Annotated in this window: 20 protein-coding genes and 1 pseudogene; 9 read left to right on the top strand and 12 right to left on the bottom strand. The window is 63.9% G+C overall.

The window, feature by feature from the left end; genetic code table 11:
- Window positions 1–83: 83 nt before the first annotated feature.
- From LRP30_RS11630 to LRP30_RS11610, 5 genes and pseudogenes are all read right to left on the bottom strand, one after another.
- Complete coding sequence (locus tag LRP30_RS11630) at window positions 84–2012, bottom strand: alkyl sulfatase dimerization domain-containing protein (protein ID WP_249760392.1); 1929 nt, start codon at window positions 2010–2012, stop codon at window positions 84–86.
- Between the two features lie 199 nt (window positions 2013–2211).
- Entirely contained in the window at window positions 2212–3492 is a 1281-nt protein-coding gene (locus LRP30_RS45225; protein WP_245471180.1) for a TRAP transporter large permease subunit, read from the bottom strand.
- Window positions 3493–3759: 267 nt separating this feature from the next.
- Window positions 3760–3990, bottom strand: a pseudogene (locus LRP30_RS45220) (TRAP transporter small permease); the annotation flags it as partial.
- A gap of 353 nt (window positions 3991–4343) precedes the next feature.
- Window positions 4344–5345, bottom strand: a complete 1002-nt coding sequence (locus tag LRP30_RS11615; protein WP_249760391.1) for a DctP family TRAP transporter solute-binding subunit — start codon at window positions 5343–5345, stop codon at window positions 4344–4346.
- A 198-nt stretch (window positions 5346–5543) separates the two neighbouring features.
- Window positions 5544–6314, bottom strand: coding sequence for a methyltransferase domain-containing protein (locus LRP30_RS11610; protein WP_346016235.1), 771 nt, complete (start codon window positions 6312–6314; stop codon window positions 5544–5546).
- A 142-nt stretch (window positions 6315–6456) separates the two neighbouring features.
- On the opposite strand from LRP30_RS11610, the gene LRP30_RS11605 reads away from it, so the two are divergent.
- Complete coding sequence (locus LRP30_RS11605; RefSeq protein ID WP_091892681.1) at window positions 6457–7200, top strand: SDR family oxidoreductase; 744 nt, start codon at window positions 6457–6459, stop codon at window positions 7198–7200.
- Between the two features lie 319 nt (window positions 7201–7519).
- Here LRP30_RS11605 and LRP30_RS11600 read toward each other — a convergent pair whose 3' ends face one another.
- The 4 genes from LRP30_RS11600 to LRP30_RS11585 form a co-directional block, all read right to left on the bottom strand.
- Window positions 7520–8125 carry a hypothetical protein gene (locus LRP30_RS11600; RefSeq protein ID WP_249760389.1) on the bottom strand — a complete coding sequence of 202 codons (606 nt, stop codon included), beginning with the start codon at window positions 8123–8125 and terminating at the stop codon, window positions 7520–7522.
- A 26-nt stretch (window positions 8126–8151) separates the two neighbouring features.
- A complete protein-coding gene (locus LRP30_RS11595; RefSeq protein ID WP_249760388.1) occupies window positions 8152–8781 on the bottom strand; it encodes a hypothetical protein in 630 nt (209 codons plus the stop codon).
- Complete coding sequence (locus tag LRP30_RS11590; RefSeq protein WP_338025574.1) at window positions 8778–9656, bottom strand: TAXI family TRAP transporter solute-binding subunit; 879 nt, start codon at window positions 9654–9656, stop codon at window positions 8778–8780. Before LRP30_RS11590 ends, LRP30_RS11595 begins: the two co-directional genes overlap by 4 nt.
- Before the next feature lie 228 nt (window positions 9657–9884).
- Window positions 9885–11477: a hypothetical protein gene (locus LRP30_RS11585; protein ID WP_249760387.1), complete on the bottom strand. Its 1593-nt coding sequence runs from the start codon at window positions 11475–11477 to the stop codon at window positions 9885–9887.
- Between the two features lie 1011 nt (window positions 11478–12488).
- On the opposite strand from LRP30_RS11585, the gene LRP30_RS11575 reads away from it, so the two are divergent.
- Window positions 12489–13877 carry an MFS transporter gene (locus LRP30_RS11575; protein ID WP_249760386.1) on the top strand — a complete coding sequence of 463 codons (1389 nt, stop codon included), beginning with the start codon at window positions 12489–12491 and terminating at the stop codon, window positions 13875–13877.
- A 16-nt stretch (window positions 13878–13893) separates the two neighbouring features.
- Here the strand turns inward: LRP30_RS11575 and LRP30_RS11570 are convergent, their stop codons facing one another.
- A complete protein-coding gene (locus LRP30_RS11570; RefSeq protein ID WP_249760385.1) occupies window positions 13894–15498 on the bottom strand; it encodes a radical SAM protein in 1605 nt (534 codons plus the stop codon).
- A 339-nt stretch (window positions 15499–15837) separates the two neighbouring features.
- On the opposite strand from LRP30_RS11570, the gene LRP30_RS11565 reads away from it, so the two are divergent.
- From LRP30_RS11565 to soxA, 7 genes are all read left to right on the top strand, one after another.
- On the top strand, window positions 15838–16287 hold the full coding sequence (locus tag LRP30_RS11565; protein WP_128935233.1) for a (2Fe-2S)-binding protein: 450 nt from the start codon (window positions 15838–15840) through the stop codon (window positions 16285–16287).
- An 11-nt stretch (window positions 16288–16298) separates the two neighbouring features.
- A complete protein-coding gene (locus LRP30_RS11560) occupies window positions 16299–18485 on the top strand; it encodes a molybdopterin cofactor-binding domain-containing protein (RefSeq protein ID WP_249760384.1) in 2187 nt (728 codons plus the stop codon).
- A 54-nt stretch (window positions 18486–18539) separates the two neighbouring features.
- Complete coding sequence (locus LRP30_RS11555) at window positions 18540–19811, top strand: NAD(P)/FAD-dependent oxidoreductase (RefSeq protein ID WP_249760383.1); 1272 nt, start codon at window positions 18540–18542, stop codon at window positions 19809–19811.
- A 199-nt stretch (window positions 19812–20010) separates the two neighbouring features.
- Window positions 20011–20448: a sulfur oxidation c-type cytochrome SoxX gene (gene soxX / locus LRP30_RS11550; protein ID WP_249760382.1), complete on the top strand. Its 438-nt coding sequence runs from the start codon at window positions 20011–20013 to the stop codon at window positions 20446–20448.
- Between the two features lie 8 nt (window positions 20449–20456).
- On the top strand, window positions 20457–20924 hold the full coding sequence (locus LRP30_RS11545) for a SoxY-related AACIE arm protein (protein WP_249760381.1): 468 nt from the start codon (window positions 20457–20459) through the stop codon (window positions 20922–20924).
- The gene (gene soxZ, locus LRP30_RS11540) at window positions 20924–21241 is read left to right on the top strand and encodes a thiosulfate oxidation carrier complex protein SoxZ (protein WP_249760380.1); all 318 of its coding nucleotides are present in this window, start codon (window positions 20924–20926) and stop codon (window positions 21239–21241) included. The genes LRP30_RS11545 and soxZ overlap by 1 nt, the downstream gene beginning before the upstream one ends.
- On the top strand, window positions 21238–22017 hold the full coding sequence (gene soxA / locus LRP30_RS11535; protein WP_249760379.1) for a sulfur oxidation c-type cytochrome SoxA: 780 nt from the start codon (window positions 21238–21240) through the stop codon (window positions 22015–22017). Before soxZ ends, soxA begins: the two co-directional genes overlap by 4 nt.
- A 27-nt stretch (window positions 22018–22044) precedes the next feature.
- On the opposite strand, the gene LRP30_RS11530 is transcribed toward soxA, so the two are convergent.
- The gene (locus tag LRP30_RS11530; protein ID WP_249760378.1) at window positions 22045–22743 is read right to left on the bottom strand and encodes an isochorismatase family cysteine hydrolase; all 699 of its coding nucleotides are present in this window, start codon (window positions 22741–22743) and stop codon (window positions 22045–22047) included.
- Between the two features lie 68 nt (window positions 22744–22811).
- Complete coding sequence (locus tag LRP30_RS11525; protein ID WP_249760377.1) at window positions 22812–23765, bottom strand: hypothetical protein; 954 nt, start codon at window positions 23763–23765, stop codon at window positions 22812–22814.
- Between the last annotated feature and the right edge of the window lie 161 nt (window positions 23766–23926).

Genomic DNA, 23926 nt, shown 5'->3' with positions numbered 1-23926 from the left:
CTTCGCGGAGAGAGACCCCTCATCCGGCGCTTCGCGCCACCTTCTCCCACAAGGGGAGAAGGGAAGAAGTCGTCAACGGCGCCCTACACCACCCCCGCCCGCTTCGGCTCGACGATCTCGAACATGCGCGGAAATTCGTCCATCAGGCCCATCAGCTCGGCGAGCCGCATCGGATTGCCGGAGAGCTTGACCTTGCCGGCGGCGACCGCCTCCGGAAAGCTGGTCTGTTTCGCGATGACTTCGTCGAGCGTCGAGCGCGCCAGCGTGAAGCTGGCATCGGCGCCGTCCGCCTGCGCGCCCTCGGTGTAGGTCAGCGCAGAGTTCTCCAAATTGAGAACGAAGGTCTCGCCGGTGTCGGAAAAACGCCAGTTCAGCACGATGTGCTTGCCTTCCGCTTTCGGGCCGTTGAGGCGAATGCCGAGCACGTCCCAGAGCTGCGAGGTGCACAATGCGGCCAGCGTCTCGCGCGGCATCGGCGGGCGCGCCGACACCTTCGGCATGCCCTGGCGCAATTCCTGGGCGCCGAACAGATAGGCGTTGCGCCAGGTCGCGCTTTCGGCGGCATAACCGAGCTGCTCGAGCGTATCCGCCAGCAACGCGCGCGCCGCCTGATTGTCCGGCTCGGCGAAGACGAGATGGCCGAGCGCCTGCGCGACGAAACGAAACTCGCCCTTGTCGAAATCCGTCCGCGCCCGCGCCAGAATGGCATCCGCGCCACCCATGTACTCGACATACTTCCTGCCTGACTCCACTGGCGGCAGCGGGTCGAGATTGACCGGATTGGCGTCGTACCAGCCGAGATATTTCTGGTAGATCGCCTTCACATTATGCCGGATGTGGCCGTAATAGCCGCGGCCGTGCCAGGCGGCCTCCAGGCTCTTCGGCAGCTGGATCGTCTCGGCGATCTCGGCGGCGGTGAGGCCGTGGTTCATCAGGCGGATGGTCTGGTCGTGCGCGAATTTGTAGAGGTCGCGCTGCTGCCGGATCATGGTGCCGATCCGATCCCTCCCCCACACCGGCCAGTGATGCTGGCCGCACATCGCCTCGGCCTTGCCGTCCCAGAGCAGCAGGGCCTCGCCCAGATATTTCGACCAGGCCAGCGCGTCGCGCACGTCGGCGCCGCGGAACGGCAGCAGATTGTGGAAATTATGGGTGCAGTTCTCGGCGAGATTCAGGAGCTTGTAGCGCGGGACGAAGAAATGCATCTCCGCCGGTGCTTCGCTGTTCGGCGCCATCTGGAATTCGAACTCGACGCCGTCGATGACGCGCCTCTCGCCGGTGGCCATGATCAAATCGGTCGGGCGCAGCAGCGCGACCGAGCCTGCCGCCATCGACTTGCCGAGGCCGCAATCCACCTGCCCGCGCGCGCCCTTGGCGAGGAACGGGCCGAACTGGTACTGCGCCCGGCGCAGCATCGCCGGTCCCGCGATGATGTTCTCGGAGACGGCGTGCTCCATGAACAGGTTCGGCGCGATGATCGGCACGCGGCTAGTCGCCAGCGCATCCTCCTCCAGCACGCCGCGCGCGCCGCCCCAATGATCGGTGTGGGTGTGCGTGAAGATGACGGCCGCGACCGGGCGCTTGCCACGATGCCTGAAGTAAAGATCGAGCGCGGCGCGCGCGCCCTCGATCGAGGTCAGGGTATCCACGACGATGACGCCACTGTCGCCCTCGATCAGCGTCATGTTGGCGATGTCGAGCCCGCGCACCTGATAGACGCCCGGCACGACCTCGAACAGGCCGTGATGCATGTTGAGCCGCGACTGCCGCCACAGGCTCGGATTGACCGTGGGCGGCGCTTCTTGCTCGGCGAGGAAGCCATAGGGCGCAAGGCTCCAGACCGTCCGCCCCTGCGGATGTGTGACCGTCGCGTTCTCGATCGTGCCGAGAAAGCCGCGCGCCGCATCGTCGAAATCCCGCGTGTCGGAGAACGGCAGCGCGTTCAGCATGGCCTCGTGTTGCGCGATGACGGACGGCGTTGCGCTTTTCGGCTCGCTGCTGTGTTCTGTCATATCTGTTCTCGGGCCTGTCGCGGCCATCTAACCGCATCTTGCGGTTGATTGCCATCGGAGGAAGGAGCGAACCGTAGCCCGGATGGAGCGAAGCGCAATCCGGGATTTCGATCCAGACGCGGGAAAGTCCCGGATTACGCTTGCGCTCCATCCGGGCTACGATTTGCCCTCTCCCCAGAACGAGACGAGGTTAAGCCGGCTACATCCCCAATAGCGTCGGCAGCCACAACGACAGGCCGGGCCAATAGGTCACGATCACCAGGAACGTCAGCATGGTCAACAGCCAAGGCCACACCGCGACGGTGAGCTCGGTGATGCCCATCTTGGCGATGCCTGAGGCGACGTAGAGATTGAGGCCGACGGGCGGATGGCACAGCCCGACCTCCATGTTGACCGTCATCAGGATGCCGAAATGGATCGGGTCGATGCCGAGCTTGACCGCGACCGGAAACAGGATCGGCGCCATGATCAGGATGATCGAGGACGGCTCCATCACGTTGCCCGCCAGCAGCAGCAACAGATTGACGACGAGCAGGAAGCCGATCCACCCCAAGCCCTGGTCGATCATCCATTGCGCCAGCGCCTGCGGCACGTTCTCGTAGGTCATCAGGAACGAGAACAGCACGGCGTTGGTGATGATGTAGAGCAGCATCGCCGAAAGGTTCGCCGATGACAGCAGCACCCGCGGCACGTCGCGCAGCTTCAGATCCTTGTAGATGAACACCGCGACGATGAAGGCGTAGACCGCGCTGACGGCCGCAGCTTCGGTCGGCGTGAACAAGCCGCTGTAGATGCCGCCGATCACGATCACGATCAGCAGGATGCCCCAGATCGACTTGCGGAACGCATCCAGACGCTGGAGGAACGTGGCCTTCGGCATCCGCGGATAGTCGTTGCGCCAGGCACGATAGAACGTTGTGGCGCCGAGCAGCGTTGCGAGGACGAATCCCGGCACGATGCCGGCGATGAAGAGCTTGCCGACCGAGCTGTTGGTGGAGACGGCGTAGAGAACCATCGGGATCGACGGCGGAATGAGAATGCCGAGCGAGCCCGATGTCGTGATCACCCCCGCCCCGAACCGCTTCGGAAACCCTTGCGCGACCATCGCAGGCAGGATCACCGAACCGATCGCCACCACGGTCGCCGGCGACGAGCCGGAAATTGCCGCGAACAGCGCGCAAGCGACCACGCCCGACAAAGCGAGACCGCCGTACCAATGGCCGACCAGCGCGGTCGCGAACGTGATCATCCGGCGCGCCACGCCGCCATGGGTCAGGAAGTTGCCGGCAAGGATGAAGAACGGGATCGCCATGATCTCGAAATTCTCGATGCCGGTGAACAGCTTCAGCGCCACCGATTCCGTTCGCACATCGGTCAGCGTGAACATGAAGCTGAGCACGGTGAGACCCAGCGCGATCGAGATCGGCATGCCCGTCAGCATCAACGAGAGCAGAAGTGCGAACACGATGACGACGCGCAGGCCATGCGGCAGCGTGATGACGTGGCCGGCATGCGCAAAGCACAGGGCGACGATCAGGACCGGCAGCAGCATCAGGATCCAGCCGAGCGGGCTGCGCTCGTCCCGGACGACCTGGCTGGGTGTGACCGGGGCCGGATGCACCGGGTCCGCCTCGACGCCCTCGACGCCCGCCATGTCGTGATGCGGCAGCTCGCCGGTGCGGTAGAACGACCACGCGACCTGGAGGAAGCGGAAGCACATCAAGCCGGAGCCGAGCGGGATGGTGAGATACACCACCCACATCGGCGCTTCGAGATCGTTCGACTGCTGGCCGGTCTGCCACATCTGGCTGACGAACGCGGCGCCGAAATAGCTCACGATGGCGGTGAAGAGCGCGCCGCACAACAGCCCGAAGGTGATGACGCGGCGGCGCGATCCGCCCGGAAGGATGTTGACGAGCACGTCGACGCCGACATGGATGCCGGTGCGCACGCCGTAGGCGGCGCCGAACTTCGCCATCCAGATGAACATGTAGATGCAGAGCTCTTGCGCCCAGGACAGGTCGAGCGAGGCAAGCCAGCTGAACGTCGCGCGCGCGGGAACGGCGAGGAAGGCCAGATTGCGGGCTTCCGCCCATCTGGCGATATCGATCGACAGGCCGGCGCCGTAACGATGCAGCACCGCGACGAAGATGAGCGACGTCGCAGCCGCGATCATCGTCGCGATCAGCCATTCCTCGAGATGATCGAGCACCCGGTTCAGCACACGCAGCAACTTGGTCCCCCCAGCATTGGCTCGTCCATTCAAGAGCGAAACGGCCGGGAGTGCGATCACCCCCGACCGTTGTTGTTGTTCTTAGTAGGGCGCGGCCGTCAGTTCATCTTGACGTCGAGTTCCTTGGCGAGGAGATCGAGCACCTCCTGCCCGACCCGTCCCTTCGCCCATTTGTAGGTCGGCTGCATCGCCTCCTGCCACGCCTTGCGATCGGCGTCGGTGAGATAATGCAGATTGGTCTTGCCCGTCTTCTTGATCTCGGCCAGCGCGTCCTCGTTCTCCTGGCGCGCGATCGAGTTGGTGTAGTCGGTCGCCTCCGCCATCGCCTTGTCAAGCTGGGTGCGGACGTCGGGCGGCAGGCCCGACCAGAATTTCGCATTGACGATGACGGCATATTGCAGATGCGCGTGATAGGACACGGTGATGTCCTTCTGCACCTCGTAGAACTTCTGCGTCAGGTAGTTGGACGCCGTGTTCTCGCAGCCGTCGACCACGCCCGTCTGCAGCGCCTGGTAGACTTCGGAGAACGCCATGATCTGCGGGATCGAACCCATGATGCGAAGATATTGGTCGGCGATCTTCGATCCGGAGATGCGGAATTTAAGCCCCTGGAAATCGGTCGGCTTCAGCAAGGGGCGGTTGGCGGAGAGCATGTGGAAGCCGTTGTCCCAATAAGCGAGCCCGGTGATGCCCTTGGCCTCGAGCTTCTGGAACAGCCATTTGCCGACCGTGCCTTTCATCGCGTTGGCGTAGGTCTGTTCATCCCTGAACAGCCAGGGCAGGTCGAGCGCCTCGAATTCCTTGATGCCGAGCGGCGCGAATTTAGCGGTCGACGGCGCGAGCATCTGCACCGAACCGAGCTGAAGTGCCTCGATCTCCTCCTTGTCCTTGTAGAGCGTGGAGTTCGGGTAGACTTCGACCTTAACCTTGCCGTCGGTGTATTTCTCGGCGAGCTCCTTGAACTTCAGCGCGCCCTTGCCCTTCGGGGTGTCGTTGGCGACGACGTGGCTGAACTTGATGACGATGGGATTCTGAGCCTGGGCGACGGCAGGGGCCAAGAGAATAGCCGCGGCGGCGACTGCAAGAAGCAGCTTGCGCATAAAGTAACCTCCCAACAACCTGTCTAAACTGGGTCTTTTTGTTTTTCAGGTCAGTAGTGGCAGCAATCCGCCACCCGAACAACTAGACCTAAGCCCAATTTGCCGCAGCCAAGCTAACTTGACCGCTGCCGGACGCGCAACCCGGCACCCGCTTCAGTCCAAGGAAACGAGCGCTTTTGCCGCATTGCGGCAGTGCCATCAGTTTTTGCGCTGGGCGACTATGAAGAGGCGCCGGAACGGGAACAGCGTCTGCCCCGCCGCATTCTTCGGATAGGCCTTTGCGACCCGCATCCCATAGGCGGCTTCGAACGCAGCCTTCTCATCACCCTGCAAGACATCGAGATAGCGCGTCAACCAGGTCCCCTTGGTCCATTCCTTCACCGGGTTCTCGCCTTCGAGCACTTGCAGATATTCAGTTTCCCAGATGTCGATATTCTGCGAGAGCGGCGCGAGCAGGTCGTGATAGAAGGCCGGCCCTTCGACCGGCGGCGGGGTGACGAGATGCTCAACCTTGGACCGCCAGGGACCGTTCAGCGCGGTCTCGCCGATCAGCACATGCGACGGCGCGGTAAAATTGCGCGGCATCTGCACCGCAAGCATGCCCCCACGCGTCACCTTCTCCATCACCGACGGAAACAGTGCCGCGTGATTGGGCAGCCAGTGCAGTGCGGCATTGGAATAGATCAAGTCATACCGCTTCGCGGGACGCCAATGGCCGAGGTCCTCATGCGACCATTCCACGTCGGGCGCGGCCTTGCGGCCGGCCGCGACCATCTCGGCCGAACCCTCGACGCCGGTCACGGCGGCCTCCGGCCAGCGCTCCCTGATCAGTTTTGTCACATTGCCGGCGCCGGCGCCGAGATCGGCGATCGCGCGTGGGCCGAAATCCGGAATCCGCATCAACAGGTCGACGGCGGGCCGGAGCCGGTGACCGGAGAACTTCAGATATTGCTGCGGATCCCAGACCATCATCTCTGCCTTTTCTTTTTCGTGTTTCCTTCGCCGAAGCTCTTGGTTACCACTGCTCGTCCCGGTCGGGCAATTCGCAAAGCCCGCGGGACGCGGCAGGAAACGAAAGCAACAGCCAAGAACAACAAGAGAGCGTGTGACCATGGACCTCGGGCTCAAATCGAAAACCGCAGTCGTCACGGGCGCAAGCATCGGCATCGGCCGCGCCATCGCCAAGGGCCTTGCTGCCGAAGGCGTGCGCGTCGTTGGCGTCGCGCGGCGGACCGATCTGCTCGCCGAGCTGGTGAAAGAGGTCGGCGGCGGGCTGATAACGCCGTTCGAGCAGGACGTGATGGCGAAGGACGCGGCGGAGAGGATCGCGGCGTTTGCAATCAAGGAGCTTGGCCATGTCGACATCCTCGTCAACAATGCCGGCGGCAGCCGTCCCCTCCCCGTCGATGCACCCGACAGCAAATGGGACGAGGCGATCGCGCTGAATTTCACCAGCTACCGCCGCATCGCGCATGCGCTGCTGCCGCAGATGATCGAACGCAAATGGGGCCGCATCGTCAACATCACCGGAAAGTCCGAGCCGGAAGGCCTCAACGCCGCCTTCGCCGCGAAAGCCGCCGTGCACGCCTGGGCCAAGGGCTTGTCGCGCGAGATCGGCGCGCACGGCATCACCATCAACTGCATCCCGCCCGGCCGCATCATGAGCGAGCAGATCCGCCGCAACTACCCGCCGGATTATCGCGAGCGCTTCGCGGAGGAAGAGATCCCAGTCGGCTATTGGGGGGAGCCGGAGGATCTCGCGGCGCTCGCAGTGTTCCTGGCCTCACCGGTGGCGCGCTACATCACGGGTACGGTGATCCCGGTGGACGGGGGACTAAGGCGGTATCAGTTCTAGGAGGCGGACTCCCGAATCCCAGGGCTATCGCATATGGATTTTAGGAGGACTTTTCGCGGGCTTGCTCCGCCTCTCCCGCTTGCGGGAGAGGCCGACGCGCTCGCAGAGCGCGGCGGGTGAGGGCTCTTGCCGCCCAGGGACAGCTCCGCATTTTTCGACAATCCCGCCGCGGAGATACCCCCCACCCCAGCCCTCCCCCGCAAGCGGGAGAGGGAGCCCAGTGCGGATGCCGCCGCAGCGTGGACACCATATGCGATTCCCCTGGCCCGAATCCGGTCGGCCCGAGAAAGGCACGCCATGTCCGGTTCGCCGCCGGACCTCACGGTTTGACGTAGCTCCAGCCCTGTTCCTGCAGCTCCATGACGCGGACGACACCGGATTTGACGACCGTGGCTTGTGGAATCAGGTTGATGTCCTTGTTCTCCGCCTTGCGCATGTTTTCCTGGGTGTTGCCGCAGGCTTTGAAGGAGATTTCGGGATGGCCCATCGCGAGCACCTCGATGCGCGGCTTTACCGGCGAGGTGTCATCGCGCAGCATGTGAAGGCCGGGACCGAAAGTGACGACCTCGATCGACACTGGTTCACCGAGATCGCGATAGTATTGCGCGACGTTGGTCGCATTGTTGAGTGTGAGGTTCATCATCGCAGGTTCGTTGGAGTTAACCTGCAGGATCAGCCGATGCGGCTTCTTGGCGCTCTCGGCTTTCGTCGCCTCAGCCATCTTCGTGTTGTTCGCAGCTTCCTGCTTGATCGCCGGCTTGCTCACCTGCTTCTGTCGAGCCGGATGCTTCGGGTTGCTCGCTTGGCTCTTCTCACGCGCCTGCGGAATCAACTGATTGTCCTGCTGCGCCTGCGCGCTTTGTCCGATCAGAAGCAGCATCGCCAGTCCGCTGATGACTGCCATCGCCCATTTTGGATTGATCATCTCGTATCTCCCATTTTCCCTGCCCATCACCTTGCTGGTCTGGCGACGGCATGGGGCCATTTGCATGCAGCCGCCATTTTCTTGCGCACATTTTCGAATCCGCTGAGCAGGAATTGTCCGTCTTGCACCGGACCAGCGCGGGTGAAAAGGCGCACAACGATGTGACCGTCGTCGGGTAGCGAGCTTAGCAACTTTACGACGTCGCCCCCGAAAGCGACTCCGGAGCCGAATGAGGGCGACGATGCCGTGAGTTGCATTGGCGTATCCGCATTCAGCCGAAAAGAGATGACGTATTCGTTGGCACTGCGTGACAGCGCCGGTCCGGTGACTACGACTTCCGTGCGGCCTCTGCGGCAGTGGATTGCGAGTTGCATCGCGGCGCCATCAGAGCCGCTAACGGATGAGGTGGTGGCGGTGACGATCGGCAGATAATCCACCGGCGAAGTGGTCTCGCTGACCAGCCAGGCGTCATCTGCCCCCCGCCGACTTGGCGGTGGGATCTTACGTGATAAGTCTTGCAGACATTCCAGCCGGGCTTGCCCCTCCATCGCCGAACAAGCCCGAAGTGTTTCCATGGGATCGCCAGTGTTTTGCGCGTAAGCGATTCCGCAGGCGACATTCAAGGCGACGGCGAGCCGAGGAGCGGCAGTCTTCATGGCCCCGCCTGTACGCTGCGCGCCTTGCGATCCAGCCATTCCTGCGCGGCTTGGAAGCGGGTAAGCCCGGGAACGGATGCCGCGAGATTGATCGACCGCCATTTCGGATCGAAGCCCGGAGCCTGCAGGCGGTCGATTCGCGAGAACAGGTACTCGACAAGGCGTGCCACACGTTGATAGCGATTGGAGCGTGGCGGCCAGTTGAACGCAACGAGCGCCGTCGGCACCGCGATGGTCGAGACCCGCTCGCCTTGCTTGATCAGATTGGGATACTCATTGGGGTCCAAGGTCGCAGGCAGATAATAGTCCTCGAACTTCCTGTCGTAGTGCACCGGGAGGAACTTGAATCCGGCCTCCCAGCGGCCCTTTACGAAGGCGTCGACGGGTTTCGACGTGATGAACACGACGGCCGACATCTCGCCTTTGCGCATCTGTTCTAGGGCGACCTGATGCGGAATGAATGTCTTGTCGACGTCGATGCCGAGACGGCTGAAGATCAGTGGTCCTGAATAGGCAGCTGCGGTGCCCAGGGTATTGAAGTTCACCTTCTTGCCGGCAAGATCCTGCAGGCTCGCGATTTCCGGTCGCACGAAAATGTGCAGCTCGGATGGAAAGAGATTGAGCAGATACGTGATGCGGCTTCGGATCTGCGGTGCCTGAGCCTGATATTCTTCGAGCGCGTCGGAATTGATGATGGCGGTATCGACGCCACGCAAATAGAGCAGCGCATTCAGATTGTCGGTGGCGCCCCGGGTGACGATCGGCAGGAGATGCAGGTCTGCTCCGTCGTCGACGACGCGCGCCATTTCGGCGGCGAGGCGGATCGGCGCGCCCTCGAGCAGGCCGCCGGCGAGCCCGACCGTCCAGGCATTCATCCGGTCCTTTTCATTCTCTTGCGGGAGCGGCCGTCGGACGAGCTGAGCATCGGCCCTGGTATTTCTCGCGGTTTGCGCTTCCAAGCAGGCCGTTTGAAGCATCATCGCAACCGGCACCAACCAGGTGAGCAGGAGCAACGAGAGTGACTTTGGCGCCTTGTTCATGTCGTTCCCTTCTGAATCAGCCACCACAACCTTTCGTCCCGCCGAAATGCAACGAGCCCATTTTCAGCGCTGCAGCGCATCCAGCCGTTCCTTCGCTTCGCGAATACCGCCCCGGTGTGCTTTCGCGTAGAGCTCACGCGCCTTGGCCGCTTCGCCGCGCGTTCCATAGGTACCCCAGGCGGCTAAAATCGCCGGATCATATGTCTCCGCGAGCATGAAACTTGCCTGCGCAATGTCCTTCTCGGCCGCGAGCTCGAGGACGATGCGCGCTGCACCGATATTTCCCTGGTCGAGCAAAGCCCTGGCGCGCGGGATCAATCGGGCCTCCGCCTCGTTTTGGTTTGCGGCTGTCGGCGGCTCCGCTGCGGTCACTTCCGCGTTCTGCGTCGCCGGCAAGATCGGGGCTTCATTTGCTTGCTCCACCGGAAGGCGCGCATCGGTGGGGGCCCATGCCGATGCGCGGTCTCTTTGCTTGGCTTCGGTCGCGCTCCGCTCCTGTTGCAGCGATTGCCGCAGTTCAGCAATCTCTCGGTCTGCGGCCTGTCTCTGCTGCGAGGTCGCATCGTTCGCCTCGCGCAATTGCACGTTTCGGGTTTCGATCTCACGGCGCGTTTCAGCGAGTTCTCTTTCCAGCGTGGCGGCGTGCGCCTGGGCCTCTTCGAGAGCGCGACGTTGTTGTTCGGCATTGGCCATTGCCGCCTTCGCCGCTTTGGCCTCGGCGACAAGGTCGGCGTTCTTCCGCTGCTCATCTTGCAAAGACTGCCGCAGCTCTGCGATCTCCCGCTCCGTCGCCTCCGTTTGTTCCGCGGCCGCAGCTTCCGCCATGAGCGATCCGCGAGGAATTCCGGCAAGTTCGCTCGCGAGTGCGGCGGCGCGTGCCTGCGCCTCGTGGCGTTCTTGCTCCGCGTTCGCCGCTGCTGCCTGCGCCGTGTTCGCCTGCTTCACGAGGAGGCCGCTTCTTTGCCGCTCCTGTTGCAGGGACTGCTGCAGTTCTGCGATCTCTCCCGCCGCCGCCTCTCTCTGCTGGGCGGCCACATCGTCCGCGTTGCGGGATTGTTCCTTACCGGCGTCGATCTCGCGGCGGGCTCCGGCAAGTTCGTTCGCGAGCTCGGCGCTGTGGGCTTGCTCCTGTTGAAGTGATTTTCGCAGCTCCTCACCGGCGAGTTCCGCCGTCTGCGTGCGCTGGACTGCCTCGTCGAGCTCTCTGTTCGCCTCGGCCAGCTCGTTGGCGAGCGCTTCAATGCGCGGAGCCTCTTCGTCCAGCCGCGGCTGGGGTCGCACCACGCTTGCCGGCTCCGCCTGCATCAGGGCTCCGGTCGTTTCGCGCTGAAGGAGAGCTAGCGATCCGGTCGTGATTTCCGGCCGCTGATTGAGGCTGAGGGCGCTCTCGTCGCCGGCGCGCGTCATGTCCGGAAAGGGTTGCGGGTGGAATGGCTCGAACACCCCGAGCAAGGAAGCCCCAACGAGGATGACGGGAACAAAAATTGCCACCGCCACAAGCCAACTGCCCGATCGTTCCTCCTCGGGATCGACATCCTCGATCACGGGACACCAATGGGTCGGCGCAGGATTGATTGGAGAGCCGTCCTGCCAGACCCATTTGCCTGCCTCCGATGACCAATGGCCGACCTCAACAGCCCCGGTCGCATCTTCCACCCAGATGCCTTCTCCGTTCCTCGGTGCAGTCTCAATTGGTCGGCGCATGGATCACGCCTCCCTCGACAGCAACTCCAATGGAGCGAATGGCCCGGCCTGTTCGCATGGTTACAGTCCTCGATCAGAACACGCTTAGATCGAAATAACTGTCTATAATGATTAAATAATTAAATATATTAACTATATAATTTTGACCCTGCGCAAAAGTCAAATTAAATCAACCGGTACGGCATGGCCGGCACCGGAGCATCGGCCGAAGCACGTCTGGTCCATCCCGACGGAACTCCAGTTCGAAGGCCGCGCCGCGGTCTGGCGCGCTGTTCAACATCGCCATCAACAGATGAATGCGCGCTCTGTCTTCCCGTTAGGGAAGAGGTCCCCTCTCCTGGCGCGGTCGTGCGAATTCATAGGCTAACGGCGAAGTAGATGTGCCGCTCGGCCACATCGCAACCGAGATAACAGGCAGGCCCGCACCTCGGGTGATCGCGGCGGCATCGACCGCAGACAAGCGACGATTTGCGATCAGGTTCGGCGCTGACGCTGCCCTGGACTACACGGGCGAGAGGTGGCGCGATGAGCTCAACGAGCTGACGTCGTCCGGATCAGTTGCCGACAGCGAGCATCCGGTCAGTTGGGCGCGTGGCGATGAGATGAGCGGATGCGCTGAACTTGCTCGCGAAGCGGACATCGCGCATTCAAGCGAACCTATGCGGGCCTTGTGACCCCTCGCTGGCAGCATAGCATTTTGCCGGTGTTTTGCCCGACGTGTCAACGTCGCGGCGACGACGGGTGTCATCCCGGGTGCAGTTTGAAAATCCCTTGTCGATCAAGCCCATCTCTACTGTGCATGGGGTTGTTTTCGCACTTTTTGTCTGAGCGCACAGCCGCGGACGGCGCGCATACACTGCATGCGTGCTTGTCTCTGTGGCAGGCCGCCCGGCCGTAGTACATGCCGAAAGCCCCTTTTGGCCACGCCGCCGGAGCAACACGCCAGGCAATGACAATAAGAGAATGACAATCACGTTACCTGCCGCGGCGCGCGAGCCCGATCACACCACGTCCGATGGCGTGCCGGCCGCGCAGCGGCGCTGGGCCATCGCGGCGATCTTCACCGCGCTCGCGATGGCTTCGCTCGACACCGCGATCGCCAACATCGCCCTGCCTGCGATTGCCGCCGACTTGCATGTCACGCCGGAGCAATCGGTCTGGGTCGTCAACGTCTATCAGATCGCGCTGGTGGCGACGCTGTTGCCGCTCGGCGCGCTCGGCGAGATCGTCGGTCACCAGCGCATCTATCTCGGCGGCCTGATCCTGTTCACCGTCGCCTCGCTGTTCTGCGCGGTGGCGTGGTCGCTGGACAGCCTGCTTCTCGCGCGCACGCTGCAGGGCTTGGGGGCCAGCGGCATCATGAGCGTCAACACGGCGCTGGTGCGCTTCGTCTATCCGGGCCGGATGCTGGGCCGCGGCTTCGGCCACAACGCGCTGGTGGTCGCGACCGCCTTCACCTTCGGACCCTCGATCGCCTCCGCCATCCTCGCGCTCGGCCCGTGGCCGTGGCTGTTCGCCGTCAACATCCCGTTCGGCCTGGTCGCGATCGGCATCGGCTTTGCGATGCTGCCGAACACACCGCGCGCCGATCACGGCTTTGACTTTCTCGGCGCCATCCTGGCGTCGGCCTGCCTCGGCCTTTTCATCACCGGCATCGGCAGCGCCGCGCACAATTTGTCGCCGGTGGTCGTGGGCATCGAGCTGGTCTCGGCGCTCGCGCTCGGCTTCATCCTGACGCGCCGCCACGCCGACCATCCCGCACCGATGCTGCCGATCGACCTGTTCAGCCGGCCGATGTTCGCGCTGTCGGCGGCGACGGCGGTCTGCTCCTTTGCCGTGCAGGGCCTCGCCTTCGTCTCGCTGCCGTTCTACTTCGAGGACGTGCTCGGGCGCTCGCAGGTCGAGACCGGCTTCTTCATGACGCCATGGCCGTTGGTGGTCGGCATCATGGCGCCGATCGCCGGACGCCTGTCGGACCGCCACGCGGTCGGCCTGCTCGGCGGCATCGGCCTCGTGCTGCTCGGCCTCGGCATGGCGCTGCTCGCGATGCTGCCGGCCAATCCCGCCATTGCCGACATCATCTGGCGGATGGTGATCTGCGGCATGGGGTTCGGCTTCTTCCAGGCGCCGAACATGAAGGCGGTGATGTCGAGCGCGCCGCCGCATCGCAGCGGCAGCGCCTCCGGCATCGTCGCCACCGCGCGCCTGACCGGCCAGACCACGGGCGCCGCGCTCGCCGCGGCCTGCTTCGCACTCGCGGGCCACGACGGCGCGACATTGGCGCTGGCGCTCGGCGCAGGCTTTGCCGCGCTCGGCAGCGTAATGAGCTTCCTGCGACTGGCAGTGAAGTAACCGCTCAAGCCAGGTGTCAGGCCGCCGTCACGTCGGCAGTCGCCGAAGCGACGGTTTCGTTGTCCAGCGCCGCCAAGCGCTCATCGATGGCAGCGATGACCTTGCGCGAAAACGGTCCGAGATGGGCGTAGGCGGCGATCATCTGCACGGCGATGCGTGCCGATGACGTGTCGCGCTTGGCGCAGTTCATGAAGGTCTGCCACAGCGGCCCGCGCGCCTCGGGAAGGGCGCTGACCACACGATGCACCGTCTCCATCGCGCCGAGCTTGGCGCGGATGTCACCTTCCGCGAGCTCGTGGCGCTGCCGCGAGCGGTCGAGCAGCGTCATCAAGCGGTCGACGCGTCCTGCATAGGCAGCCGGGCTGTAGATGTGCTCAAGCACCCGCTTGTAGTCCATCAGGATGTCGCGCAGCGGGCGCACCGGATCGAAGTTGATCCCGGCCGTGCACTGATCGGCGCCGATGGTCGGCGCCACATCGTGGCCCGCGTGGAGCCGGCCTTCGCGCTCCAGTCGGCGCGTCAGCTGCGTGTTCGGCAAGGCATAGAGCAGGCCGACCATGCTGACGGGGATCGCCGCCTCCTCGATGAACTCGATCATGGACTCCGCCATCGAGACCTTCTCATTGTCGAAGCCGACGATGAAACCCGCGGTAACGAGAATGCCGGCGGCGTAGATCTTGTGAATGCTCTCGGCGATGTTGCGCCGGGTGTTCTGCTTCTTCCGCATCGCGACCAGGGTCGCCGGATCCGGACTTTCGATGCCGACGAAGATGCCGAAGAAATTGGCCGCCCCCATCAGCTCCAAGAGCTCCGGATCGTCGGCGAGGTTGACCGAGGCTTCGGTGGAGAATTCGAACGGATAGCCGTGGGCGCGCTGCCATTCGGCGAGCTGGGGCAGGAACAGCCGCAGCGACTTCTTGTTGCCGATGAAATTGTCGTCGACGAAGTCGAGATGGCCCCGGTAGCCCATTTGGTAGAGCGTATCGAGCTCGCGCAGGATCTGCTCGTTCGTCTTGGTGCGTGGGACGCGTCCATAGAGCTCGATGATGTCACAGAACTCGCAGGTGAACGGACATCCGCGGGAATACTGCACACCGAGATAGAGGTAGTCGTCGAACTTGAGCAGGTCGAAACGGGGCACCGGCGTCTTGGTGACGTCGGCCTGGAATTTCGGCGCGGTGAAGACGCCGGACCGTGCGCCGCTGTCCCAGGCCGTGATGAATTGGTCGATGACGCTCTCGGCCTCGCCGAGCACCCGGAAGTCGGCCCGCTCGTAGATGTGGGGGCTCGAGGTGGGATCGGGCCCGCCGACCACCACCGGCTTGCCCGCCGCGCGGCAGAGCTCGATCAGACGCAGCGTGTCGGCCTGCTGCGGCAGCATTCCGCCGGTGAAGACGACGTCGGCCCAGGCGAGGTCGTCGTCGCCGAGGGGCGCCGTGTTGCAATCGATCAGCCGGACCGTCCAGCTCTCGGGCAGCATCGCGGCAACGGTGATCAGGCCCAGAGGGGCGGCAGGGCGCTTGACGCCCAACACTTTGCAGGATTCGCCAAAGGTCCAGAAGGACTCCGCCGAGAACAGCGGGTAGAGCATCAGCACGTTGCAGGGACTCGGCACGTTCATGGAACTCCTGTTGGCGGCGGCGCAGTGTATCAAAGCGCCTGCGTCTTGCACCCCGGCAAAAGGGACAAACTGTCGCCGCTGTGCAGCGGCGATGCGGCCCGGAACCAGCGTTCACGGCCGGACGTCGCCTCAAGCCGTGGATTGGCGCCCACGGAAGAGGTGCCAACCCGAATCGATTGAGAAGGGATGAGGCAAAACAACGCCCCGGTCCATACTTTCAAGCAGGAGGGCCATGCATCCCGGCCACCCCGCGGACTGTTGATTTGAACGGTTCCAGTTTGCCGGACACATTGCGCCGCTGAGTTCAATCGGTGGATTGGGCCAATCAGGGGACTTGCGATGGCAAACCTAACAATCAACGGAAAAACCTTCACACTCGACGTGGAGCCGGATACGCCGCTGCTCTGGGCGATCCGCGAGAATGCCGGCCTGACCGGCACCAAATATGGTTGCGGCATTGCACAATGCGGCGCCTGCACGATTCACATCGACGGCGTCGCGATGCGCTCCTGCGGCGTTTCGGTCAGCGAGGCCGAGGGCAAGAAGATCACCACGATCGAAGGGCTCGCATCCGGGAATTCGCTGCACAAGGTGCAGGAAGCCTGGATCGCCCAGGACGTGCCGCAATGCGGCTATTGCCAAAGCGGCATGATCATGGCGGTCGCGGCACTCTTGAACGAGAAGCCGAAGCCGACCGACGCCGACATCGACGAGGCCATCACCAATATCTGCCGCTGCGGCACCTTCCAGCAGGTGCGCGAGGCGATCCACACGATCGCAAGCGCGTAAGGAAATCCCACATGAACAAGCATGTTTCGCCGCGGCTCAACCGCCGCGCCTTCGTCATCGGCACGGCCGCGGTCGGTGCCGGTCTCGCAATCGGCTTCGACCTTCCTTTCGGCGGCCCCGCCGTGGTCCGCGCCGCCGACGGCTCGCCCGAGGTCGGCGCCTGGGTCGTGGTCCGGCCCGACGACACCATCGTGATCCGCATCGCCCGCTCCGAGATGGGCCAGGGCTCGCTGACCGGCCTCGCCCAGCTCGTCGCCGAGGAGCTCGAATGCGACTGGACCAAGGTCACGACCGAATATCCAACGCCCGGCCAGAGCGTCGCCCGCAAGCGTGTCTGGGGCGATTTCTCGACCGGCGGCAGCCGCGGCATCCGCTCCTCGCAGGACTATGTCCGCAAGGGCGGCGCCACCGCGCGCGTGATGCTGATCAACGCCGCCGCCGATGCGTGGAAAGTGCCGGCATCCGAATGCACGGCAGCGAACAGCGTCATCACCCATACGCCCTCGGGCAGGACCACGACCTACGGCAAGGTCGCCGAGGCTGCGGCGAAGCTGACGCCGCCGGCGGACGTCAAGCTGAAGGATCCGAAGGACTGGAAGCTGATCGGCAAGGGCGTGAACCGGCTCGACACCGCCGACAAGACCACCGGCGCCATGACCTACGGCATCGACGTCAAGCTGCCGGGCATGCTCAACGCCGCGATCAAGGACTGCCCGGTGTTCGGCGGCAAGCTGAAGAGTTTTGACGAGTCCAAGATCTCCGGCATGAAGGGCGTCAAGAAGGTCGTCAAGGTCGGGGACACCGCGGTCGCCGTCGTTGCCGACACCTGGTGGCACGCCAAGACCGCGCTGGAGGCGCTGCCGATCGTCTGGGATGAGGGCGACAACGCCAAGGTCTCCAGCGAGTCGATTGCGAAATGGCTGACTGAAGGCCTCGACGACGCACAGCCGGCCTATGTCGGCAACAAGAATGGCGACGCGAAGGCCGCGATCGCCAGTGCCGCCAAGAAGATCGAGGCCGTCTACAGCTATCCCTACCAGAACCACGCCACGATGGAGCCGTTGAACGCCACCGCGCTCTACACGGCGGACAAATGTGAGGTCTGGTGCGGCACGCAGAATGGCGAGGCGGCCTTCGCGGCGGTGCTGGAGGCGTCGGGCTTGCCGGCGGAAAAGTGCGACGTGCACAAAGTGATGCTCGGCGGCGGCTTCGGCCGGCGCGGCCAGACCGACTATGTCCGTCAGGCGGTCATGATCGCCAAGCAAATGCCGGGCACACCGATCAAGCTGTTGTGGTCGCGCGAAGAGGACATGGCGCACGGCCGGTATCATCCGATCACCCAGTGCAAGATGACCGGCGCGTTCGACGCCAACAACAATCTGGTCGCGCTGCACTACCGCCTGTCCGGGCAGTCGATCCTGTTCTCGCTGCGCCCCGAAGCGCTGCAGAACGGCATGGATCCGGCCGCATTCCAGGGCGTCGCCCAATCCGGCGAGGCCGCGTTCGGCTATTCAGTGCCGAACCTGTTGATCGAGCATGCGATGCGCAACCCGCACGTTCCGCCCGGCTTCTGGCGCGGCGTTAACGTCAATCACAACGCGATCTACATGGAATGCTTCATGGACGAGCTGGCCCAGGCCGCTGGCCAGGACCCGCTCGAATTCCGCCGCAAGCTGATGGGCAATCACCCCAAGCACCTCGCGGTGCTCAATGCCGTCGCCGAGAAGATCGGCTGGACCACGCCGGCACCGCAGGGCGTCTATCGCGGCATCGCCCAGGTCATGGGTTATGGCAGCTACGTCGCCGGCGCGGCCGAAATCTCGGTGACCGACGGCAGCAAGATCAAGGTGCATCGCATCGTTGCCTCCACCGATCCCGGCTATATCGTCAATCCGGCGCAGGTGGAGCGGCAGATCGCGGGCTCCTTCGTCTATGGCCTCTCCGCGCTGTTCTACGGCGGCTGCACCGTCAAGGATGGCAAGATCGAGCAAACCAACTTCGACACCTACAACTCGATGCGCATCAACGAGATGCCGAAAGTGGAAACGGTGATGGTGCCGAGCGGCGGGTTCTGGGGCGGCGTCGGCGAGCCGACCATCGGCGTCGCGGCGCCCGCGGTGCTCAACGCCTACTTCGCGGCGACGGGCAAGCGCATCCGCTCGGTGCCGCTGCGCGACCAGAACATCACCTTCGCTTAAGAGAGCGCTGCGGCTGCCACAATGGCAGCCGCAGCATTTTTCCGGACAAGACTCATGAACGCGTCGGTGACACGGCGGAATGCCATCCTCGGCATCACCGCCGCGGCCACATCGCTCGCCGCACCTTCGATCCTGCGCGCGCAAGCGGCGGGCCGCATTGTCGTGGTCGGCGGCGGCTTTGGCGGCGCGACTTGCGCCCGCGCACTCAAGCGCGCTGATGCGAAATTGCAGATTACCCTGATCGAGCCGAACAAGACTTTCATCTCCTGCCCCTTCAGCAACGAGGTAATCGCGGGCCTGCGCGATATGGAAGCGCAGCAGTTCGGTTACGATAAGCTCGCCGCCGAGGGCATCAGCGTCGTCGCTCAGGCTGCGACGACCATCGACACGCAAAAGCGCAGCGTGACGGCCGCCGATGGCGAAGCGTTTGGTTATGACCGTCTCGTGCTCTCGCCCGGTATCGACTTCCATGTCGAGGCTCTGCCCGGCTACGACGACGCTGCGTCGGAAAAGATGCCCCACGCCTGGAAAGCTGGTCCGCAGACACTGCTGCTGCGCAGGCAGTTGGAGGCGATGGCGGACGGTGGCACGGTCGCGATTGCGATCCCGGCCAATCCCTCGCGTTGCCCGCCGGCACCTTACGAGCGCGCCAGCCTGATCGCGCATTATCTCAAGACCACGAAGCCACGCTCGAAAATCCTGATCCTCGATGCCAAGGACGCCTTCTCCCAGCAGCGCCTATTCGAGAGAGCTTGGAAAGAGCTCTACGGCGACATGATCGAGCGCGTCGCGCTGTCGCAAGGCGGCCGCGTCACCTCGGTCGATGCGGCGAGCAAGACCATCGTCACCGAGTTCGGCAACTACACGCCTGACGTTGCCAACGTCATTCCGCCGCAGCGCGCCGGGCGCATTGCCGAGATCGCAGGCGCTGCGGATGCCACCGGCTGGTGCCCGATTGATCCTGTCACTTTCGAATCGAAGCTCGTCAAAGACATCCACGTCATCGGCGACGCCTGCCTCGGCGGCGGCATTCCCAAATCGGCTTCCGCTGCAAGCGCGCAAGGCAAGGCTTGCGCCGCCGCGATCATCGCTTTGCTCGCGGGCCGCACGCCGGAAGCGCCGCGGCTGACGGGCGTCTGCTACACCACCGTCGCACCTGGCTACGGCTTTTTGCTTGCCGGCAACTACCAGCCGAAAGGCGACATCTTCGCCGAGGTCGAAGGCGGCGCGACCAGCCCGGTCGATGCCCCGCGCGAGCTGCGCACCCGCGAGGCAGCCGAGGCGGAGCACTGGTTTCAAACCATTACGGCGGATTGTTTTGGCTAATGCAATGGTGAGACGAAGCTGTCACCACCAATCCGGTGCGCTCCCTCCCCCGCCTGCGGGGGAGGGCTGGGGAGAGGGTTTCTACACAATCGAGAACCCCGAAGAGGAAAGAGCCCTCACCCGCGCCTTCGGCGCGACCTCTCCCGCAAGCGGGAGAGGTAAGTGGAGCTCGCGGCTAGATTTCTCGTCACACAACCGATTGATTGTCGCTGCGCTGGTCGCAGCAAATCTTACACTTGCGGGTGGTGCGACTGCCAAAGACCTAGTGCCTTACAAAATCGTCGGCGATGGCATTCCGGCTTCCCTCACGGGCTCGCCGGGCGATGCCGCGCGCGGACGCGCGCTGATGCTAGCACGCACGACGACTTGCATCCTCTGCCATTCCGGTCCCTTCCCGGAAACGCGTTTCCAAGGTGATCTTGCGCCCGATCTCACCGGTGCCGGGAACCGCTGGACGGCGAGCCAGTTACGGCTTCGGCTGGTCGATGCGTCGCGCTTCAACCCGCAGACCATCATGCCGTCCTACTATCGCAAGGATGACCTCGTGCGTGTTGGACGCAGTTTCGCCGGCAAGCCGATATTATCGGCTGCGGAGATCGAGGACATCGTGGCCTTTCTTGCAACGCTTCGGGACTAGGACTGATCATGCCGACCACGCGACGCCAATTCTTGAGCCTTGCCGGCAGCGTGACGGCCGCCGGCGCGATCCCGATCGTGACGCTGCGACCGGTCGAGGCGACACCCGCGATGCTCACCACCGCGATCCGCAATATCGTCGGTGAGGCACAAATTCGCACGGGCAAAGTCAAGCTCGACATCCCGCCGCTGGTCGAGAACGGCAACACGGTGCCGATGACGGTGAGCGTCGCAAGCCCGATGACGGCGGACGATTACGTCAAGAGCATCCACGTCTTCAACGCGAAGAACCCGCAGCCGAACATCGGCAATTTCCATCTCGGCCCTTCGTCCGGCCGGGCCCAGGTCTCGACCCGAATCCGGCTCGCCGACAGCCAGAAGGTGGTGGCGATCGCGCGTCTGTCCGACGACAGCTTCTGGCAGGTCGCCGCCGACGTCGTCGTGACGTTGGCCGCCTGCACCGAGGAGATCAACTGATGGCCGCCCTCATCAACGTTCCCGCAAAGGCCAAACGCGGCGAGATCATCGAGATCCGCACGCTGACCTCGCACATCATGGAGACCGGCTTCCGCCACACCGCGGACGGCAAGCTGGTGCCGCGCGACATCATCACGAGCTTCAGCTGCCGCTACAACGGCGCCGAGATCTTTCGCGCCGATCTCTTTCCCGCGATCGCCGCGAATCCATATTTGTCGTTCTTCATGGTGGCCAAGGAGAGCGGCAAGTTCGAGTTCGAATGGATCGGCGACAACGGCTATTCGTCCACCGCATCAGCATCGATCATCGTCGAATGAAGTCTTGGCGCGCGATAGCGGTGGCGGCGCTGGCCGCGACGGCCCCTGCCCTCCTCGCAGGTGAAATCCCGCCCGAGGCGCGCCGCTCCGGCTATTCCTTCATGGGACCCGACACGCGCGCGATGCAGGATGACGATACGTCCAATCCGGGCATGCTGTTCGTGCTCGACGGTCAGGCACTGTGGGGAAAGAAGACCGGCAGTGCAGAAAAATCCTGCGCAGATTGCCATGGCGATGCACGTAGCAGCATGAAGGGTGTCGCGGCGCGCTATCCGGCTTTCGACAAGGCGCTCGGCCGTCCCGTCACGCTCGACCAGCGCATCAACCTCTGTCGCGGCAATCACCAGCAGGCGACGCCGCTGCCCTATGAGAGCCGCGACCTGCTGGCGTTGTCCGCCTTCGTCGCCCATCAATCGCGCGGCGTTCCGATCACCGCTGGCGATGATCCGCAGGTAAAACCCTTCATCGAACAGGGCCGCGACCTCTTCATGCAGCGCGAGGGCCAGCTCAATCTCGCCTGCGCCAATTGCCATGACGACAATTTCGACAAACGCCTTGCCGGCGCGCCGATCACGCAGGGACAGCCGACCGGCTATCCGCTCTACCGCCTGGAATGGCAGACGCTGGGTTCGCTGGAGCGGCGGTTGCGCAGCTGCATGACCGGGGTGCGCGCTCAGGCTTATGATTACGGTTCGCCCGAGCTTGTCGCGCTCGAGCTTTATCTGATGTCGCGAGGGCGCGGCCTGCCGATCGAGACGCCCGCGGTGCGGCCGTAGGCGATAACGGCCTGGACTTGCCGTCGTCTAAGCCGTCGAAGCCTTCATCGCCTCCAGGACTGCGGCCGAGCTAGCGACCCAGCCGAAGATGCCGCCCTGGGCCTTGATCATCTTCAGGCCCATCTCGTGAAACTCGGGAAAGTAGGATGCGCATCCGTCGGAGATGACGACGCAGCGATAGCCGCGGTCGTTGGCCTCACGCACGGTGGTGTTGACGCAGACTTCCGTGGTGACGCCGCACACGAGCAAGTTTTCGATACCGTATTTTTCCAAGACGTCGCCGAGCTCGGTGGCGTAGAACGCGCCCTTGCCGGGCTTGTCGATCACGATCTCACTGTCGAGCGGATAGAGCTCGGGAATGATGTCGTGGCCGGCCTCGCCGCGGATGAGGATGCGGCCCATCGGGCCAGGATCGCCGATGCGCAACGACGGCGCACCGCGCTCGACTTTCGCCGGCGGCGCGTCGGAGAGGTCAGGCAGATGGCCCTCCCGGGTGTGGATCACCAGCATGCCAGTGTCGCGCGCGGCCTTTAGCACCGCGCCGATCGGCTTCACCGCGCGCCCGAGCTGACTGACGTCGTTGCCCAGCGTCTCGCCGAAGCCGCCGGGCTCGAGAAAATCGCGCTGCATGTCGATGATGAGGAGCGCGGTAGCGGGCCAGTCGAGCCTGATCGGCTCAGGCTCGGCGCTGATGACGCCGCCTGTCGGTTTGGTTGAGTTCAGCATGATGCCAACCTCTGCAAGAACACCCGTTGCTGGAACTTCTGCAAGCGCCGTGCCACCGCTCGGCCCCCTTACCCTCCCGCCCCGTACAGCCGCCGATACTCGTCCTCATACGGCGCATACGACTCCTTCAGCGTCGCCATGTTCAGCAGCATGGTCGCTACCATCGTGCCCGCCTTGTCGAACACACGCGTCTTGGCCCAGGCGCTCTCCGTGCGGCGGCTGCCGGAGAGCGCGACCACCTCCCGCTCGACCTCGTAGTCCTCATCGACGAAGAGCGGCCCCCGCACCAGCCTGATCTCCTGATCGGCGAACAGGCCGACCGCCGGGCCCTTGGCCGGCAGCGGATCGTCCTTGGAGCGGTACTGGAACAGCACGCTCAGCATCTCCATCGGGATAACAGGCTTGCGCCACGGATTGTCGGTGCCGGAATAGTACGGCGAGTTTTCGGTAATCACGGCGAGCTTCTGCCGGAGAGAGAACGGATAGAGGTCGCCCATGATCTGGTCGAACGCCATCCGCACCGTCTGCCGCCTGCTCGTCTGCGCCACCTTTACGTCGCGCAGGATCACGGGATCGGCGAGCGGCTTGAGCTCGCCAAGGCGTGCTTCGAGCGCGGTCGCTGCGTGCGGCTCGCCGACCGAGGCTGTGCCGCGCAGCACCTCGGTGCCATCGCGCTTGACCATCTGGATCTGGCATTGGCGGGTAGCAGGCAGCGGCTTCGACAGGATCGCCTGCACCTCCTCACCCTCATAGCAGACGCTGCGGTAATGCGCGGAGAGGCACCCCGTTTCGAACCAGGCGCGTCCCCACAGCCGTTCCCCGAGCGGCGCGAACTGGCTGAAATGCGTGGGCCCCTCGATGGTGCCGCCCTTGAAGCCGAGCTTCTGTGCGGTTGCGTCGTCATGGATCGAGGCGTGCGCGTCGTAAGTTTGCGCTTGCAGCATCTGGCGCGGCCGGCGCCACGGCCCGATCAGGGCCTCGGCCGTCTCGGTGATCTCGGTGTCGAATGCGTTTGCAGCCATGGTGTTCTCCACAAGCAGCCATGACTAGCAGGAGCGCCACGGATGCGGCCAGCGATATTGACTTCGCCCGTGCATGCTTTTGACTGTCACAATTCGCGTCGCGCCGCCGCAATCCTTCCCGCAGCGCAAACCCCACACCCGAACGAGAGCCGAGGACTTCC

This window comes from Bradyrhizobium sp. C-145 (genome assembly GCF_023375135.1).
Taxonomy (GTDB): domain Bacteria; phylum Pseudomonadota; class Alphaproteobacteria; order Rhizobiales; family Xanthobacteraceae; genus Bradyrhizobium; species Bradyrhizobium zhanjiangense.
Note: the sequence above shows the minus strand (reverse complement) of the source record. Positions and strands in the feature narration are given on the sequence as shown.

What these genes read in the sequence shown, in the direction of transcription:
- LRP30_RS11525 (WP_249760377.1), bottom strand. Translation starts at nt 23,765, where the DNA reads ATGGCTGCAAACGCATTCGACACCGAGATCACCGAGACGGCCGAGGCC.
- LRP30_RS11600 (WP_249760389.1), bottom strand. Translation starts at nt 8,125, where the DNA reads ATGATCAATCCAAAATGGGCGATGGCAGTCATCAGCGGACTGGCGATG.
- LRP30_RS11530 (WP_249760378.1), bottom strand. Translation starts at nt 22,743, where the DNA reads ATGCTGAACTCAACCAAACCGACAGGCGGCGTCATCAGCGCCGAGCCT.
- LRP30_RS11630 (WP_249760392.1), bottom strand. Translation starts at nt 2,012, where the DNA reads ATGACAGAACACAGCAGCGAGCCGAAAAGCGCAACGCCGTCCGTCATC.
- LRP30_RS11605 (WP_091892681.1), top strand. Translation starts at nt 6,457, where the DNA reads ATGGACCTCGGGCTCAAATCGAAAACCGCAGTCGTCACGGGCGCAAGC.
- LRP30_RS11590 (WP_338025574.1), bottom strand. Translation starts at nt 9,656, where the DNA reads ATGAATGCCTGGACGGTCGGGCTCGCCGGCGGCCTGCTCGAGGGCGCG.
- LRP30_RS11560 (WP_249760384.1), top strand. Translation starts at nt 16,299, where the DNA reads ATGAACAAGCATGTTTCGCCGCGGCTCAACCGCCGCGCCTTCGTCATC.
- soxZ (WP_249760380.1), top strand. Translation starts at nt 20,924, where the DNA reads ATGGCCGCCCTCATCAACGTTCCCGCAAAGGCCAAACGCGGCGAGATC.
- LRP30_RS11565 (WP_128935233.1), top strand. Translation starts at nt 15,838, where the DNA reads ATGGCAAACCTAACAATCAACGGAAAAACCTTCACACTCGACGTGGAG.
- LRP30_RS11595 (WP_249760388.1), bottom strand. Translation starts at nt 8,781, where the DNA reads ATGAAGACTGCCGCTCCTCGGCTCGCCGTCGCCTTGAATGTCGCCTGC.
- LRP30_RS11570 (WP_249760385.1), bottom strand. Translation starts at nt 15,498, where the DNA reads ATGAACGTGCCGAGTCCCTGCAACGTGCTGATGCTCTACCCGCTGTTC.
- LRP30_RS11545 (WP_249760381.1), top strand. Translation starts at nt 20,457, where the DNA reads ATGCCGACCACGCGACGCCAATTCTTGAGCCTTGCCGGCAGCGTGACG.
- LRP30_RS11555 (WP_249760383.1), top strand. Translation starts at nt 18,540, where the DNA reads ATGAACGCGTCGGTGACACGGCGGAATGCCATCCTCGGCATCACCGCC.
- LRP30_RS11610 (WP_346016235.1), bottom strand. Translation starts at nt 6,314, where the DNA reads ATGGTCTGGGATCCGCAGCAATATCTGAAGTTCTCCGGTCACCGGCTC.
- LRP30_RS11575 (WP_249760386.1), top strand. Translation starts at nt 12,489, where the DNA reads ATGACAATCACGTTACCTGCCGCGGCGCGCGAGCCCGATCACACCACG.
- LRP30_RS11615 (WP_249760391.1), bottom strand. Translation starts at nt 5,345, where the DNA reads ATGCGCAAGCTGCTTCTTGCAGTCGCCGCCGCGGCTATTCTCTTGGCC.
- soxA (WP_249760379.1), top strand. Translation starts at nt 21,238, where the DNA reads ATGAAGTCTTGGCGCGCGATAGCGGTGGCGGCGCTGGCCGCGACGGCC.